The sequence below is a fragment of the Erwinia sp. MYb375 genome (genome assembly GCF_037479175.1).
Lineage (GTDB): Bacteria > Pseudomonadota > Gammaproteobacteria > Enterobacterales > Enterobacteriaceae > Erwinia > Erwinia rhapontici.
In genome coordinates, this window is the sequence record NZ_JBBGZS010000022.1 from 212,798 (window position 1) to 229,157 (window position 16,360).

The following is a 16,360-nucleotide window of genomic DNA, read 5'->3' on the forward strand; positions in this document are numbered from 1 at the left end:
CGCCATCCTCACATACTGATGTATGCTGCGGTGGCTGTGCGCTGGCCTTCACCGACTGAATGCTTGCTCGCAGTGTTTTAACGTGCTGCGCAGGCAGTGATCCGGCGTCAGCTGATGTTTTCGCACCCCGTTGAGAACGGCTCATTCTAGTGGTTTCGTCTTTGTTACGAAAGCATCATGATTCGGGTGGGGCGAACCAGGCTGATTTAAAGTCGAACCAGCCCAGCGTGTTCATGCGTACACCGCGCATACTGCGCTGTCCGTGCAGCAGGAGCCAGTGGTGGAACAGTGGATGCAGGAAGTTGCTGTCGATCAGCTGCTTGCTCCAGTCGGCCAGCGAGAGTTTCTGCTCGCGCCAGAGCCGGGCATCGGTTTCCCAGTCAGTCGGCACACAGTGATGCATCAGCGGGATCTCATACAGCAGGGCAAACAGAGAGAACTCCAGCGGCAGGGTAAAGTTGGCGCTGCCCAGCCAGATATCGCTTTCAGCCTCGCCGCGATACCAGCTCTCATAATCAATTTCCTGAGTGATCAGCTCAACGCCGTGCGTCGCAAGGATCGGCCCGAGCGCATTGGCAATGCCCTGGTGTTCAATATGATCGCTGTACCAGGTGATGGTCAGCGACGTCAGCCCGGCGGGTTTCTCAGCAATAGCCATATCGCGGCGATGATGCCAGCGAGGCAGCAGGCCGTAGGCCGGGAACCAGTAGCGCTGGTAGGCAATGCCGCTGTGGTTCAGCAGGGCGATAGGGTTTAAAATGGTGCTGATCCAGCGGCGCAGCTGTTCGTTACGTCCATGCTCAGAACGCTGATCAAACATCAGGAAATAGCAGCCCTCTTCCAGTCGGCTCTCTTCGGATTTTTCATCGGTGCTTTCGCTTTGCAGTTTGACACCGGAGTAAACCAGTTCGTCGCTTATCTCCGGCAGCACCCAGATATTGACCTCATCAATCAATGCGCGATAACCAAAGTAATCATCAAAGGCGGCAATGCGCAGCTGGCTGTGCTGGTTGCGTTCCACCTCGTAGGCGCCGGTGCCCACCGGCTGACGGGCAAAATTACGCATATGCGGCCACTCTTTCGGCAGGATCATGGCGCTGACGCTGCCCAGCAGCCAGGGCAGCCAGTTATCCTGCTGGCTGAGATGGATATCCAGCGTCCAGGGGGTGTGGCATTCAATACGTTCGAGGTGGCTGAACAGCGGTTGCTCTTTTAAGCGTACGAGCGTGGCAATGACGTCCTCAACCTCCAGTTCACGGCCATGATGGAAGTGGATGGCCGGGCGCAGAAAGAAGCGCCAGTGCAGCGGGGCGATCTGTTGCCAGTGATGGGCAATATCCGGCTCGATTTCCCCGTTTTCCTCATTTATCCGTGCCAGCCCGTTGAAGATTTGCCGCGCAAGATGCGTCTCCGAGCGGCGGAGCGGCGTACCGGGCAGCAGATTCAGTAACGGACGGTAGTAGAGCACGCGCAGAATATGTTTACCCTGGCGGAAACTGCGGCCTAAATGGGAGAGCAGCATCTGACGGACGCGGTTTTTATCCCCCACCAGTTGCACCAGTTGGTCGATGCGGTCCTGTTCCAGTAAGTCCTCTGCCCGTTGTTGCTGTAACGCCAGCCCGGTGTAACGAAAAGTGAGGTGTGAACGCTTGCCGCGTCCTGCCTCGGCCTGCCACTCCAGCCAGCCCTGATCCTGCATGGCATTCAGCAGGTTACGCATATGACGCCGCGAACAGCTAAGCTGTACCGCCAGATCGCTGAGCGTGGTTTCCTGTGGCTGGCCGTCGCAACATTGCCAGAGCCGGATAAATTGCTGCTGTAAACGGGGTGAGGACATAAAAGAGGAACCCTGTGTTAAAAGCTGTCTGTTTTTCCTGCCTTATATTACGGCGATAATGGCAACAGATGAAAGAGCGGGAGGCATTCTTCGGAATGGCGTTCAATCATTCACAGTGGCGTAAGCCCTGTTTCTGAGTATGGTGCTTTTCACCCGCCAGCGGTACGCCGCTGGCTTTTTTCGTCGGTTTTCTTTTAAGCTCTGAGTCTGTTCACTCTTATTTCAGCCAATCGAGGCATCCGTCATGACATCGCTCCAACGCCGTCGTATTCATCCGGTCTATCTGGCTTTTATGGCGGTTTCTTTCATGGTCGGGATTGCCGGTGCGTTGCAGGCTCCTACGCTTAGCCTGTTTCTGAGCCGTGAAGTGGCGGTGCGTCCCTTCTGGGTTGGGCTGTTTTATACGGTGAATGCGGTGGCGGGGATCGTGGTCAGTCTGCTGCTGGCAAAACGCTCGGACAGTCGTGGTGACCGACGCATGCTGATCCTGTTTTGCTGCGTGATGGCGATAGGTAACGCGTTGTTATTCGCCTTCAATCGTCATTATCTGACGTTAATTACCGCCGGGGTCTTCTTGTCTGCGGTCGCCAGCGTGGCGATGCCGCAAATTTTTGCGTTGGCACGCGAATATGCTGACAGCTCTGCCCGTGAAGCGGTGATGTTCAGTTCCGTGATGCGCGCCCAGTTATCACTGGCGTGGGTGATTGGGCCACCGCTCTCTTTTGCCATTGCGCTGAACTACGGTTTTACCACCATGTTTCTCGTCGCTGCACTGCTGTTCGTGGTCTGTGTGGCGTTAATCTGGTTTACCCTGCCGTCGGTGCCGCGCGCGCAGGCCGCGACAGCAGACGTGCCCATCACCAATATCAGCGGCTGGAAGAGCCGCGATGTGCGTATGTTGTTTATCGGATCGGTCCTGATGTGGACCTGTAACACGATGTATATTATTGATATGCCGTTGTATATCAGTAGCGTGCTGGGCATGCCGGATACGCTGGCCGGTCTGTTGATGGGGACGGCGGCGGGGCTGGAGATCCCGGTGATGCTGCTGGCAGGGCACTACGTGAAACGCTTTGGTAAGCGCAATATGATGTTGCTGGCGGTGGCCTGCGGGGCGTTGTTTTATCTTGGTCTGGTGCTGTTCCAGAGTCGCAGCGCACTGATGATATTGCAGCTGTTTAATGCGGTGTATATCGGCATTATTGCCGGGATTGGCATGATCTGGTTTCAGGACTTGATGCCGTCGCGGCCTGGTGCGGCCACCACGCTGTTTACCAACAGTATCTCAACCGGGGTGATCCTGGCGGGTGTGGTGCAGGGCGCGCTGGCGGAGACGTTCGGCCATCACTCGGTGTACTGGGTGGCGTTACTGCTGGCGCTGGTGGCGTTTGCGCTGTCGTGGCGGGTCAGAGAACAGCGCGTGATATAAATACGGGCCAGGTATGGCAGGCCCCTACAGAGGTCGCAGGGGCTGACCTTCTTTTTCGGTCAGCCCGCAATATCAACGCAAAAACGCGTGCTGTTTTTGCTCGTACGCGGTGATATCAGCATCGTGCTGCAAGGTCAGGCCAATCGCATCAAGCCCGTTAATCAGGCAGTGGCGGCGGAAGCTGTCGATCTCAAACGGGTAGGTTTTATCCCCGGCCCGCACTTGCTGATTTTCCAGATCAACCGTGAAGCGAATGCCCGGTTCCGCTGCCACTAACTGGAACATCTCATCCACTTCCGCTTCGCTCAGCGTTACCAGCAGCAACTGGTTATTAAATGAGTTGTTAGCAAAGATATCGGCAAAACCGGAACCGACAATGGCCTGAATGCCGTAATCTGTCAGCGCCCAGGGGGCATGTTCGCGTGAGGAACCACAGCCAAAGTTTTCCCGCGTCAGCATGATACTGGCCCCACTAAACTCGGGCTTATTCAGCACAAATTCAGGGTTGGAAATTTGTCCTTCCGGGTCGGTATAACGCCAGTCATAAAACAGGTTGCGGCCGAAACCGGTGCGCGTCACCATCTGCAAAAACTGCTTAGGGATAATCGCATCGGTATCAACGTTAGCCGCATCCAGCGGCACCACGATACCGCTGTGCTGCGTAAATTTTTTCGCCATAACAGTTCCTTAAATCAGCTCGCGGATATCAGCAAAGTGACCAGCGACCGCTGCTGCTGCGGCCATGGCCGGGCTGACCAGGTGGGTACGTCCGCCGCGGCCCTGACGACCTTCAAAGTTGCGGTTGCTGGTGGAGGCACAGCGTTCTCCGGGGCTAAGGCGATCATTGTTCATCGCCAGACACATGGAACAGCCCGGTAAGCGCCATTCAAAGCCCGCATCGATAAAGATCTTATCCAGACCTTCTTCCTCTGCCTGCGCTTTGACCGGGCCAGAACCCGGGACCACGTAGCCCTGCACACCCTGAGCAATCTTATGCCCTTTCACCACGGCTGCGGCTGCGCGTAAATCTTCAATGCGCGAGTTAGTGCAGGAGCCGATAAACACTTTATCCACCGGCACGTCGGTCAGGCGGATACCGGGTTTCAGGTCCATATAGGCCAGCGCTTTTTCTGCCGAGGCACGTTCCACCGGATCGCTGAAGGAAGCCGGATCGGGGATCGGGTCACTGACGGCAATCACCTGACCGGGGTTGGTTCCCCAGGTGACCTGCGGCGCTATATCTGCCGCATCCAGCGTGACCACTTTGTCGAAGTGCGCGCCTTCATCGGTCTTCAGCGTACGCCAGTAGTCGACGGCCTGCTGCCAGGCGGCATCTTTAGGGGCAAAACGGCGGCCGTTGACGTAGTTAAAGGTGGTGTCATCGGGCGCAATCAGCCCGGCTTTGGCACCCAGTTCAATCGCCATATTGCACAGGGTCATACGACCTTCCATGCTCAGCGCTTCGACGGCTGCACCGCAGAACTCCACAACGTGACCGTTGCCGCCACCGCTGCCGGTTTTACCGATAATGGCCAGCGCGATATCTTTGGCGGTAATCCCTGGTGCAGTCTGCCCGCGAACCTCCACCTTCATGGTTTTCGCCCGTGACTGTTTCAGCGTTTGCGTTGCCAGCACGTGCTCCACTTCGGAGGTGCCGATGCCAAAGGCCAGCGCACCGAGTGCGCCGTGGGTTGAGGTGTGGGAATCACCACACACAATGGTCATGCCAGGCAGTGATAACCCTTGCTCTGGCCCCATCACATGCACAATGCCCTGGAATTGATGGCGGAGGTCAAACAGCTGGACGCCAAAGGCCTCACAGTTTTTGATCAACATCGACATCTGAATCCGTGCCATCTCGCCGCTGGCGTTGATGTCACGCGACTGAGTAGAGACGTTGTGATCCATCGTGGCAAAGGTTTTTGACGGCTGGCGCACCGGGCGACCGTGTGCGCGCAGACCGTCAAAGGCCTGCGCTGACGTCACCTCATGGACAAGGTGACGGTCGATATAGATCAGCGGCGTTTCATTGGGTGCTTCGTGCACGACATGCGCATCAAACAGCTTCTCGTACAGTGTTTTCATATTTTTATGCTTCGCGAATAAACCGGGCAATCACGCTGCCCATTTCATCGGTGCCGATCGCCTTGCCGCTGCCAGCCAGATCCCCGGTGCGGAAACCTTCTTCCAGCGCACGGTTAATGGCCTGCTCAATCGCATCAGCGGCATCGGCCGCATTCAGGCTGTAGCGCAGCAGCAGGGCCAGCGACAGAATTTGCGCCACCGGGTTAGCCATATTTTTACCGGCAATATCCGGGGCCGATCCGCCTGCCGGCTCAAACAGACCAAAGCCTTTTTCGTTCAGGCTGGCTGATGGCAGCATGCCCATCGAGCCGGTGATCATGGCACATTCATCGGACAGGATGTCACCGAACAGGTTAGAACACAGCATCACGTCAAACTGTGACGGCGCCTTGATCAGCTGCATGGTGGCATTGTCGATATACATGTGGCTTAACTCGACGTCCGGGTAGTCCTGCGCCACTTCATTCACAATCTGGCGCCAGAGAATCGAGGATTGCAGCACATTGGCTTTATCAATCGAGGTGACTTTGTTACGGCGTTTACGTGCGGATTCAAAGGCGATACGCGCAATGCGTTCGATTTCGAAGCGGTGATATACCTCGGTGTCGAAAGCGCGTTCATGCATACCGCTGCCTTCGCGTCCTTTCGGCTGACCGAAGTAAATCCCACCGGTCAGTTCACGCACCACCAGGATATCAAACCCCTGATCGGCAATATCACGGCGTAACGGGCAGAAATCTTCCAAACCCTGATACAGACTGGCCGGGCGCAGGTTACTGAACAGCTGGAAATGTTTGCGCAGTGGCAGCAGGGCGCCGCGTTCAGGTTGCTCGGTCGGTGGAAGGTGTTCCCATTTTGGGCCGCCAACAGAACCGAACAGAATAGCGTCAGCCTGCTCACAGCCTTTGACGGTACCCTCAGGCAATGGCACGCCGTGGCGGTCAATGGCGATGCCGCCAACGTCATACTCGCTGGTAGAGATACGCAGATCAAAACGCTGGCGAATGGCGTCCAGGACTTTACTGGCCTGTGCCATCACTTCCGGGCCGATGCCATCACCGGGTAACACTGCGATATGGTAAGTGCGGGACATGTTATACGGCTTCCTTTTGGTCTTTGATCTGAGATTTACGCTGTAATTCCTGTTCAACCTGACGTGCGCGCCAAATGGTGTTCAGGGCGTTGACCATCGCTTTAGCCGAGGATTCGACGATATCCGTCGCCAGACCCACACCGTGGAATTTGCGGCCGTTGTACTGCACCACGATATCCACCTGACCCAGGGCGTCTTTACCGTGACCTTGGGCGGTCAGCTGATAGTTGATCAGCTCGGTATCGAAGCTGGTAATGCGGTTAATCGCCTGATACACCGCATCCACCGGGCCGTTTCCGGTCGCCGCTTCAGTCTTCTGTTCTTCACCGCAGCCCAGTTGCACGGTAGCGGTCGCAATCACGCTGGAGCCGGACTGCACGTTGAAGGTATCCAGCGTGAAGTATTCTGGCTCTTCAGACTGTTTGTTGATAAATGCCAGCGCTTCCAGGTCATAATCGAACACCTGGCCTTTTTTATCGGCCAGCGCCTTAAATGCGTCGTACAGCGTATCCATATTGTATTCGCTGTCGGTGTAGCCCATCTCTTCCATGCGGTGCTTCACGGCAGCACGGCCGGAACGTGAGGTCAGGTTTAACTGCACCTGTTTCAGACCGATGGATTCTGGTGTCAGGATTTCGTAGTTTTCGCGATTTTTCAGCACGCCATCCTGGTGGATACCGGAAGAGTGAGCGAAAGCATTGGAGCCGATGATCGCTTTGTGGGCCGGGATAGGCATGTTGCAGATTTTGCTGACGGTCTGGCAGGTACGGTAAATCTCCTGATGATTAATCCGCGTCTGAACGTTCATCAGCTGTCCGCGGGTTTTAATCGCCATAATCACTTCTTCCAGCGCACAGTTACCTGCGCGCTCACCCAGGCCATTCATCGCCCCTTCAATCTGACGCGCCCCCGCGTTAACGGCGGCCAGCGCATTACCTACCGCCATCCCCAGGTCGTCGTGGGTATGAACAGACAGAATGGCTTTATCAATATTCGGCACGCGATCGCGCAGCGCGCTAAAGATGTTGGCATACTCGTACGGCAGCGTGTAACCCACGGTATCAGGGATGTTGATGGTGGTGGCACCGGCATTAATTGCCGCTTCCACTACGCGGCACAGGTCATCAATGGGAGTACGTCCGCCATCCTCGCACGAGAACTCCACATCATCCGTATAGTTACGTGCGCGTTTCACCATTTTGACTGCACGCTCAATCACTTCTGGCAGCGTGCTGCGCAGCTTGGTGGCGATATGCATTGGCGAGGTGGCGAGGAAGGTGTGAATACGGTAGGCATCTGCCACACGCAGCGCTTCATAGGCCGCGTCGATATCTTTTTCTACACAGCGTGCCAGGCCACAGACCCGGCTGTTTTTAATATGGCGGGCGATGGTCTGGACGGATTCAAAATCACCAGGAGACGACACCGGGAAACCGACCTCCATCACGTCAACGCCCATACGTTCGAGTGCCAGGGCAATTTGCAGTTTTTCTTTCACACTCAGGCTGGCCTGTAATGCCTGTTCGCCATCGCGCAGAGTGGTATCGAAAATAATGACTTGGTCGCTCATGGAATAGTTCCTTGTCTGGTTTACGTCGCCTGCTGCTGCGAGCATAAAAAAACCCGCGCATCGGCGCGGGTTTCTTAGGTTTTACAGGCCTGAATCAGTGATTGATTCCGCCCACCAGTCTACCGCGCAAAGAGGATGCGTTTAGTAGTAGACCGAGTAGGCGGTGAGTGCGGATCATTGATTCAAACCTCATTAAATTCTGGCAGTGACTTTATTGATACCTGATAAAGACCGGGGCTGTCAACCTTCAATAACAATCCTCAAAACGTGGGAATTATTTGGCGCGCCGGGCATTAAAGGCCACAAGGTTTTAATAACAAAACGATCACAATGCATATTTCTTCGTCGCAGAATAATCCGCTTTTAGAACGGGAAATTGTCAGTGTAATTGTCGATGGCAGGGGCAGGCGGGCAGAGCCTTAATTATCACTTTCCGCACCTGTCACAGGGTTTGCCGTTTGCCTGCCAACTTTTCTACGGTTATGGTATTTGCCATAACCTCAAAAAACTGGGGCTTCGCCCTGTACCTGGATTTTGGAAATGACTTCCACTATCTGAGCATAAAAAAAACAGGTTTTGACCTTATCTGCCGTCCGGTGACGTTATGCTGTCCGTGTAAGATAAATCAGCACCTTAAGCCTGGAGGCAAAAATGGAGATGTTGTCAGGAGCCGAGATGGTGGTCCGATCGTTAATCGATCAGGGCGTAAAACATGTATTCGGCTACCCCGGCGGAGCGGTCCTCGATATCTATGACGCTCTGCAAACTGTAGGCGGCGTGGATCATATCCTTGTCCGTCACGAGCAGGGCGCTGTGCATATGGCCGATGGCTACGCACGGGCAACCGGTGATGTGGGTGTGGTGCTGGTGACCTCAGGGCCGGGAGCAACCAATGCGATTACCGGTATCGCTACCGCCTATATGGACTCCATCCCGATGGTCGTGCTATCCGGCCAGGTCATGTCTTCCCTGATCGGCTACGACGCCTTCCAGGAGTGCGACATGGTGGGTATTTCCCGCCCGGTGGTCAAACACAGCTTTATGGTGAAACGGGTAGAAGATATCCCGACCATTATGAAGAAAGCCTTCTGGCTTGCGGCCAGCGGTCGTCCCGGACCGGTGGTGGTTGACCTGCCTAAAGATATGATGAGCCCGGCGAATAAGCTGCCGTATGTCTGGCCTGATGAAGTCAGCATGCGTTCGTACAACCCGACGACTCAGGGCCACAAAGGCCAGATTAAACGCGCGCTGCAAAGCCTGTTGGCTGCGAAAAAGCCAGTGATCTATGCCGGTGGCGGCGTGATCAATGCGGTGTGCCATGAGGAACTGCGCCAGCTGGCCGAAACGTTGAATGTGCCGGTGACTACTTCACTGATGGGCCTGGGCGCTTTCCCTGGCACGCACCGTCAGTGTGTGGGGATGCTGGGGATGCATGGCACCTATGAAGCCAATATGACGATGCACAACGCCGATGTGATCTTTGCAGTCGGTGTGCGTTTTGATGACCGTACCACCAACAATCTGGCGAAATACTGCCCGAATGCCACGGTGCTGCATATCGATATCGATCCGACGTCGATCTCGAAAACGGTTGCAGCGGATGTGCCAATCGTGGGTGATGCCAAACTGGTTCTGCAACAGATGCTGGAATTGCTGGCACAGAGCGATGTTCAGCAGAATTACGACAGCGTGCGCGACTGGTGGCAGAGTATCGATCAATGGCGTTCACGCCAGTGCCTCGAGTTCGACCGTACCAGCGATAAGATCAAGCCGCAGGCGGTGATCGAAACCATCTGTCGCCTGACAAATGGCGATGCTTACGTCACTTCCGACGTGGGTCAGCACCAGATGTTCGCTGCGCTCTATTATCAGTTTGATAAACCACGCCGCTGGATCAACTCCGGTGGCCTGGGCACGATGGGCTTTGGCCTGCCGGCTGCACTGGGCGTGAAGCTGGCTCTGCCTCAGGAAACCGTCGTGTGTGTCACTGGCGATGGCAGTATTCAGATGAATATCCAGGAGCTGTCTACCGCGTTGCAATACGGCATTCCGGTACTGGTGCTGAATCTGAACAACCGTGTCCTGGGCATGGTGAAGCAGTGGCAGGACATGATTTATTCCGGTCGCCATTCACAGTCTTATATGGAATCGCTCCCTGATTTTGTTCGCCTGGCAGAGGCTTATGGTCACGTAGGTATCTCCATCAGCCATCCTGACGAACTGGAATCGAAACTGGCAGAAGCGCTGGAACATCTGGGCCGCGAGCGTCTGGTGTTTGTTGACGTTAACGTTGACGGTACGGAACACGTTTACCCGATGCATATTCGCGGTGGCGGTATGGACGAAATGTGGTTGAGCAAAACGGAGAGGACGTAACTATGCGTCGTGTATTATCGGTTCTGCTGGAAAACGAATCCGGCGCATTGTCCCGCGTGGTAGGCCTGTTCTCCCAGCGCGGCTACAACATTGAAAGCCTGACCGTGGCGCCCACGGATGATCCGACGCTGTCGCGTATGACGATTCAGACCGTGGGTGACCAAAAGGTTCTGGAGCAGATCGAGAAGCAGCTGCACAAGCTGGTTGATGTGCTGCGTGTCAGCGAACTCGGGCAGGGCGCTTTCGTCGAGCGTGAGATCATGCTGGTGAAGATCCAGGCCAGCGGCTACGGGCGTGAAGAGGTCAAACGTTGTGCTGAAATTTTCCGTGGTCAGATTGTGGATGTCACGCCAACGCTTTACACGGTTCAGCTTGCGGGCACCAGTGACAAGCTGGATGCTTTCCTCAGCGCCGTACGTGAAGTCGCGGAAATCGTTGAAGTTGCGCGTTCAGGCATTGTTGGTGTGGCGCGCGGCGAACGCATTATGCGTTGATAGCTTCCCACCCGAATCCCGATTGTTTGTTAACCCGGCGTAATGCCGGGTTTTTTTATTTTGTCACAAAGCCCTTATCGCAGATGAAAAGCGGTTGCTCGCTAAACTATTCTGCGGTTAGATGTTACAAATACTAATCCATAGCGAATTGTGGGGTTATTGTGAAACTGGATGAAATTGCGCGCCTCGCGGGTGTGTCGCGTACGACGGCCAGCTACGTGATTAATGGCAAGGCCAAGCAGTATCGTGTCAGCGATAAAACCGTCGAGAAGGTTATGGCGGTGGTGCGTGAGCATAATTACCATCCGAATGCAGTGGCTGCGGGGTTACGCGCCGGACGCACGCGTTCGATAGGACTGGTTATTCCTGATCTGGAAAATACCAGCTACACAAGGATTGCGAACTATCTGGAGCGCCAGGCCCGCCAGCGTGGCTATCAGTTACTGATCGCCTGTTCGGAAGATCAGCCGGATAACGAAATGCGCTGTGTTGAACACCTGCTGCAACGCCAGGTGGATGCGATTATTGTTTCTACCTCCTTGCCGCCGGAGCACCCGTTCTATCAGCGCTGGATTAACGATCCACTGCCTATCATTGCTCTGGATCGTGCGCTGGATCGTGAGCACTTTACCAGTGTGGTGGGCGCCGATCAGGATGATGCCGAAGCACTGGGCGCCGAATTGCGTAAGCTGCCGGCAAAATCGGTGTTGTTTCTCGGTGCACTGCCGGAGCTGTCCGTCAGCTTCCTGCGTGAGCTGGGTTTTCGTGATGCATGGAAAGGGGACGAACGGCCGATCGACTACATCTATGCCAACAGTTTTGAGCGCAGTGCCGCTGCCACATTATTTGAGAAATACCTGGAAACCCATGACATGCCCGAGGCGCTGTTTACCACGTCTTTCGGTCTGTTGCAGGGTGTAATGGATGTGACGCTGCGTCGCGAAGGACGGCTTCCGCAGGATTTGGCCATCGCCACCTTTGGTGACCATGAGTTACTGGACTTCCTCGATTGCCCGGTGCTGGCCGTGGGGCAGCGACACCGTGATGTTGCGGAGCGTGTCCTTGAGTTGGTGCTTGCCAGCCTTGATGAACCCCGTAAACCTAAACCGGGTCTGACACGAATCCGCCGTAATCTTTATCGACGCGGTCGTTTAAACCGAAAAACAAACTGAAAAATCAGGGCAGCGAAAGCTGCCTTTTTCTTATCTGTCCAAAAGGATGGGCACAATTTAGCCATGATGATGGAGGGCGGCCAGGTAAATAAAAGTAAACAGTTCGCTGGAATGTCAGCATCTGATTATAAAGCCTGACGTTTATAAAGACTCTGTTACTTGTCAGTCACAGTATCCTGCGCTGTCACTGGGGTTGTGCTGGGAAAATTTTAAGAAATAACTTAAAATGCCGCCCACGTCGCAAAGCGGGCAGCTTATTTTTGGCGATGAATAGGTGGTAAGTTTTTGAGCAATTGCCAGGCTTGTGAGAATTTCCTGCCATTATTCATTAGTTTATTTTTAAATTTCCTCTTCAGGTCGTTTGTTTTTAACTTCCCCGTATTTTACCTCGCGAAGAAATAGTGCCAATCAGCCATTGCTGCGGCTTGACAATGTTTTCCTCTGCTCCGTACACTCTTTTGGTGGGAATTTGTGGAGTTAAGTGGTGATCTTGGGTAACTGGGGAGTGAGGCTGGCATGTTCCGAGGGGCAACGTTAGTCAATCTCGACAGCAAAGGGCGGCTTGCCGTGCCAACGCGCTATCGCGAAACGCTGATCGGGGAATCACAAGGGCATATGGTTTGTACCATTGACCTTCACCAGCCATGCCTGTTGCTCTACACCCTGCCCGAATGGGAAATTATTGAACAAAAGCTGTCTCGTTTATCCAGCATGAACCCAGCAGAGCGCCGTGTACAACGCCTGTTACTGGGGCACGCCAGTGAATGCCAGATGGATAATGCAGGCCGTTTACTGTTGGCGAATACCCTTCGTCAACATGCGAGCCTGACAAAAGAAGTGATGCTGGTTGGACAGTTCAACAAGTTTGAACTGTGGGATGAACAGACCTGGTATCAACAAGTCAAGGAAGATATTGACGCAGAGCAGTCCTCTCAGGCGCCGTTGTCTGACCGGCTGCAGGATTTGTCGTTATAACTATGCAGGATACTTTTAAACACACCACAGTGCTTTTAGATGAGGCGGTAAACGGCCTCAATATTCATTCTGACGGCATCTACATTGATGGCACCTTTGGGCGCGGTGGACACTCACGCCTGATCCTCTCCCAACTGGGTGAGCAGGGACGTTTGTATGCCATCGACCGCGATCCGCAGGCGATTGCAGCCGCTGCTGAGATCACCGATCCACGCTTCAACATCATTCATGGTCCTTTTTCCGCACTGGCAGAGTATGTCGAAGAGCGTGGGCTCACCGGAAAAATCGACGGGATCCTGCTGGATCTGGGGGTGTCGTCACCACAGCTTGATGATGCCGAACGTGGCTTCTCCTTCATGCGCGATGGGCCGCTGGATATGCGCATGGACCCAACGCGCGGTCAGTCCGCGGCCGAGTGGCTGCTGAAAGCAGAAGAAACAGATATTGTCTTTGTGCTGAAAACCTTTGGTGAAGAGCGCTTTGCCAAGCGTATCGCGCGCGCCATTGTTGAGCGTAACCGCGAACAGCCAATGACCCGAACCAAAGAGCTGGCGGATGTGATCTATGCGGCAACGCCAGTGAAAGACAAGTTTAAACACCCTGCCACGCGTAGCTTCCAGGCGATCCGTATCTGGGTAAACAGTGAGCTGGAAGAGATTGAGCAGGCGCTAAAAGGTGCACTGAGTGCATTGTCGCCGGGTGGACGTCTGTCGGTGATCAGCTTCCACTCGCTGGAAGACCGCATTGTGAAGCGTTTTATGCGTGAACAGAGCCGCGGTCCTCAGGTGCCTCACGGTATCCCGATGACCGAAACACAGCTGAACAGCCTGGGCGGACGTCGTCTGAAAGCCCTGGGGAAAATGATGCCTGGCGACACTGAAGTCGGTGACAACCCGCGCGCGCGGAGTTCCGTACTGCGTATTGCGGAGCGCACGGCGTCATGATCGGCAACGAACGTCACAGCCTGCCGGGTGTGATCGGCGGGGACCTGCTGCGCCATGGCAAGATCCCTCTGATCCTGCTGGTCGCCTCGCTGGTTTCAGCCGTTCTGGTGGTGACGACGGCGCACAAAACGCGCCTGCTGACCGCTCAGCGCGAGCAGCTGGTGCTCGAACGTGACGCCCTCGACATCGAGTGGCGCAACCTGATCCTTGAAGAGAATGCACTGGGCGATCACAGCCGGGTGGAGCGCACAGCAACGGAGAAACTTCAGATGCAACACGTTGATCCTTCTCAGGAAAATATTGTGGTACAGCAATAAGGACACACGGACTCAATGAGAGCCGCAACCAAAACGCAGAAGTCGAAACGCACGGAAGATCAGGCCAGCTTTGTAAGCTGGCGTTTTGCGTTGCTGTGTGGCTGTATTTTTCTGGCGCTGGCAGGTCTGCTGTTACGGGTCGCGTATCTTCAGGTGATTAATCCTGACCGCCTGGTGCGCGAAGGGGATATGCGCTCGCTGCGCGTTCAGGCCATCCCAACCTCGCGCGGGATGATCAGTGACCGTGCGGGCCGACCGCTGGCGGTTAGCGTGCCGGTCAATGCGATCTGGGCCGATCCGAAAGAGCTGCACGACAAAGGCGGTATTACGCTCGACAGCCGCTGGAAAGCCTTATCCGATGCGCTTTCTATCCCCCTTGATCAGCTGGCGGCACGTGTTAATGCCAACCCGAATGGCCGCTTTGTTTATCTGGCGCGTCAGGTGAATCCGGCCATTGGCGATTACATCAAGAAACTCAAACTGCCGGGCATCTTCCTGCGTGAAGAGTCACGCCGCTATTACCCTGCCGGGCAGGTGACCTCCCATCTGATTGGTTTCACCAACATCGATGGACAGGGCATTGAAGGCGTTGAGAAAAGTTTTGATAAGTGGCTCACAGGTCAGCCGGGCGAACGTACGGTGCGTAAAGACCGTTTCGGCCGCGTGATTGAAGATATTTCAACGGTAGACAGCCAGGCAGCGCATAACCTGGCGCTGAGCATCGACGAACGCCTTCAGGCACAGGTCTATCGCGAATTGAATAACGCCGTGGCGTTTAACAAGGCGGAATCAGGTACGGCGGTGCTGGTGGATGTGAACACGGGAGAAGTGCTGGCGATGGCGAACAGTCCGGCCTATAACCCGAATAACCTGTCTGGTACCACCAAAGATGTGATGCGCAACCGTGCTATCACCGATATTTTCGAACCGGGTTCCACCGTCAAACCGATGGTGGTGATGACGGCGCTGCAACGTGGCGTGGTTCGTGAAGGTAGCGTACTGAACACGGTGCCTTACCGGATTAACGGCCATGAGATTAAAGACGTGGCGCGTTACAGCGAATTGACCCTGACCGGGGTACTACAGAAGTCGTCTAACGTCGGTGTTTCACGACTGGCGTTAGCGATGCCGTCCAATGCGTTAGTGGATACTTACTCTCGTTTTGGGTTCGGCAAAGCGACCAATTTGGGGTTGGTCGGAGAAAGCAGTGGCTTATATCCTCAAAAACAACGGTGGTCTGACATAGAGAGGGCCACCTTCTCTTTCGGCTATGGGCTAATGGTAACGCCGTTACAGTTAGCGCGAGTCTACGCAACAATGGGCAGCTACGGCATCTATCGCCCATTGTCGATTACCAAAGTTGCCCCGCCGGGGGGGGGTCAACGCGTTTTCCCTGAAGCGCAGGTGCGCACCGTGTTGCACATGATGGAAAGCGTTGCTTTGCCCGGTGGCGGTGGCGTGAAAGCCGCGATCAAGGGTTACCGTATTGCGATTAAAACCGGTACGGCGAAGAAAGTTGGGCCGGACGGCAAGTACGTGAATAAATACATTGCTTATACCGCGGGTGTTGCACCCGCCAGCAACCCTCGTTTTGCACTGGTGGTGGTGATTAACGATCCCCAGGCAGGCAAATATTACGGTGGTGCGGTCTCTGCGCCCGTGTTTGGCGCCATCATGGGCGGTGTATTGCGCACCATGAATGTTGAGCCGGATGCGCTACCCACCAGTGACAAGAACGAGATGGTAACTAACAAGAATGAGGGATCGAGTGACCGATCGTAATCTGCGCGACCTACTGGCCCCCTGGGTGCCTGGCGCACCGGAGCTCCCACTGCGTGAAATGACGCTGGACAGCCGTATTGCGGCATCCGGCGATCTGTTTGTGGCGATAAACGGCCACGCGGCCGATGGGCGCCGTTTTATTCCTCAGGCGATTGCCCAGGGCGTGGCGGCAGTGATTGCCGAAGCCGAAGGTGAAGCTGAAGACGGACAGATCGTGCAGATGCACGGTGTGCCGGTGATCTTCCTCGCACAGCTTTCTCAGCGTTTGTCTGCGCTGGCCGGGCGT

General features: G+C 55.1%; 15 protein-coding genes. 9 read left to right on the forward strand and 6 right to left on the reverse strand.

Annotated features, from left to right (window positions below; all coding sequences use genetic code 11):
* Positions 1–175: 175 nt before the first annotated feature.
* A complete protein-coding gene (sgrR, locus tag WH279_RS12980) occupies positions 176–1,837 on the reverse strand; it encodes an HTH-type transcriptional regulator SgrR (RefSeq protein ID WP_339457056.1) in 1,662 nt (553 codons plus the stop codon).
* A 244-nt stretch (positions 1,838–2,081) separates the two neighbouring features.
* Here sgrR and WH279_RS12985 point away from each other — a divergent pair, with 244 nt between their 5' ends.
* On the forward strand, positions 2,082–3,266 hold the full coding sequence (locus WH279_RS12985) for an MFS transporter (protein ID WP_339457058.1): 1,185 nt from the start codon (positions 2,082–2,084) through the stop codon (positions 3,264–3,266).
* A gap of 72 nt (positions 3,267–3,338) precedes the next feature.
* On the opposite strand, the gene leuD is transcribed toward WH279_RS12985, so the two are convergent.
* From leuD to leuL, 5 genes are all read right to left on the reverse strand, one after another.
* The gene (leuD, locus tag WH279_RS12990; RefSeq protein WP_133842317.1) at positions 3,339–3,944 is read right to left on the reverse strand and encodes a 3-isopropylmalate dehydratase small subunit; all 606 of its coding nucleotides are present in this window, start codon (positions 3,942–3,944) and stop codon (positions 3,339–3,341) included.
* Positions 3,945–3,953: 9 nt separating this feature from the next.
* Positions 3,954–5,351, reverse strand: coding sequence for a 3-isopropylmalate dehydratase large subunit (gene leuC / locus WH279_RS12995; RefSeq protein WP_167863362.1), 1,398 nt, complete (start codon positions 5,349–5,351; stop codon positions 3,954–3,956).
* Between the two features lie 4 nt (positions 5,352–5,355).
* Positions 5,356–6,444 (reverse strand): 3-isopropylmalate dehydrogenase, encoded by a 1,089-nt coding sequence (leuB, locus tag WH279_RS13000; protein ID WP_200641656.1) that lies wholly within the window; start codon positions 6,442–6,444, stop codon positions 5,356–5,358.
* A 1-nt stretch (position 6,445) separates the two neighbouring features.
* Positions 6,446–8,014, reverse strand: coding sequence for a 2-isopropylmalate synthase (gene leuA / locus WH279_RS13005; protein WP_339457062.1), 1,569 nt, complete (start codon positions 8,012–8,014; stop codon positions 6,446–6,448).
* 94 nt (positions 8,015–8,108) lie between these two features.
* Positions 8,109–8,207 carry a leu operon leader peptide gene (leuL, locus tag WH279_RS22745; protein WP_197931253.1) on the reverse strand — a complete coding sequence of 33 codons (99 nt, stop codon included), beginning with the start codon at positions 8,205–8,207 and terminating at the stop codon, positions 8,109–8,111.
* Positions 8,208–8,665: 458 nt separating this feature from the next.
* Between leuL and ilvI the strand changes: the two genes are divergently transcribed.
* From ilvI to WH279_RS13045, 8 genes are all read left to right on the forward strand, one after another.
* Positions 8,666–10,390, forward strand: coding sequence for an acetolactate synthase 3 large subunit (gene ilvI, locus WH279_RS13010; RefSeq protein ID WP_200641655.1), 1,725 nt, complete (start codon positions 8,666–8,668; stop codon positions 10,388–10,390).
* 2 nt (positions 10,391–10,392) lie between these two features.
* A complete protein-coding gene (gene ilvN / locus WH279_RS13015) occupies positions 10,393–10,884 on the forward strand; it encodes an acetolactate synthase small subunit (RefSeq protein ID WP_339457065.1) in 492 nt (163 codons plus the stop codon).
* Positions 10,885–11,045: 161 nt separating this feature from the next.
* Positions 11,046–12,056: a catabolite repressor/activator gene (gene cra / locus WH279_RS13020; protein WP_133842311.1), complete on the forward strand. Its 1,011-nt coding sequence runs from the start codon at positions 11,046–11,048 to the stop codon at positions 12,054–12,056.
* A 516-nt stretch (positions 12,057–12,572) separates the two neighbouring features.
* The gene (gene mraZ, locus WH279_RS13025; protein WP_200641654.1) at positions 12,573–13,031 is read left to right on the forward strand and encodes a division/cell wall cluster transcriptional repressor MraZ; all 459 of its coding nucleotides are present in this window, start codon (positions 12,573–12,575) and stop codon (positions 13,029–13,031) included.
* Positions 13,032–13,033: 2 nt separating this feature from the next.
* Positions 13,034–13,975, forward strand: coding sequence for a 16S rRNA (cytosine(1402)-N(4))-methyltransferase RsmH (rsmH, locus tag WH279_RS13030; protein ID WP_339457068.1), 942 nt, complete (start codon positions 13,034–13,036; stop codon positions 13,973–13,975).
* The gene (ftsL, locus tag WH279_RS13035; RefSeq protein ID WP_133842308.1) at positions 13,972–14,292 is read left to right on the forward strand and encodes a cell division protein FtsL; all 321 of its coding nucleotides are present in this window, start codon (positions 13,972–13,974) and stop codon (positions 14,290–14,292) included. The genes rsmH and ftsL overlap by 4 nt, the downstream gene beginning before the upstream one ends.
* Positions 14,293–14,307: 15 nt before the next feature.
* Positions 14,308–16,074, forward strand: a complete 1,767-nt coding sequence (locus WH279_RS13040) for a peptidoglycan glycosyltransferase FtsI (protein ID WP_339457070.1) — start codon at positions 14,308–14,310, stop codon at positions 16,072–16,074.
* Positions 16,061–16,360: Mur ligase domain-containing protein (locus WH279_RS13045; RefSeq protein WP_339457071.1), on the forward strand; the 300-nt coding region annotated here is incomplete at its 3' end. The genes WH279_RS13040 and WH279_RS13045, both read left to right, overlap by 14 nt.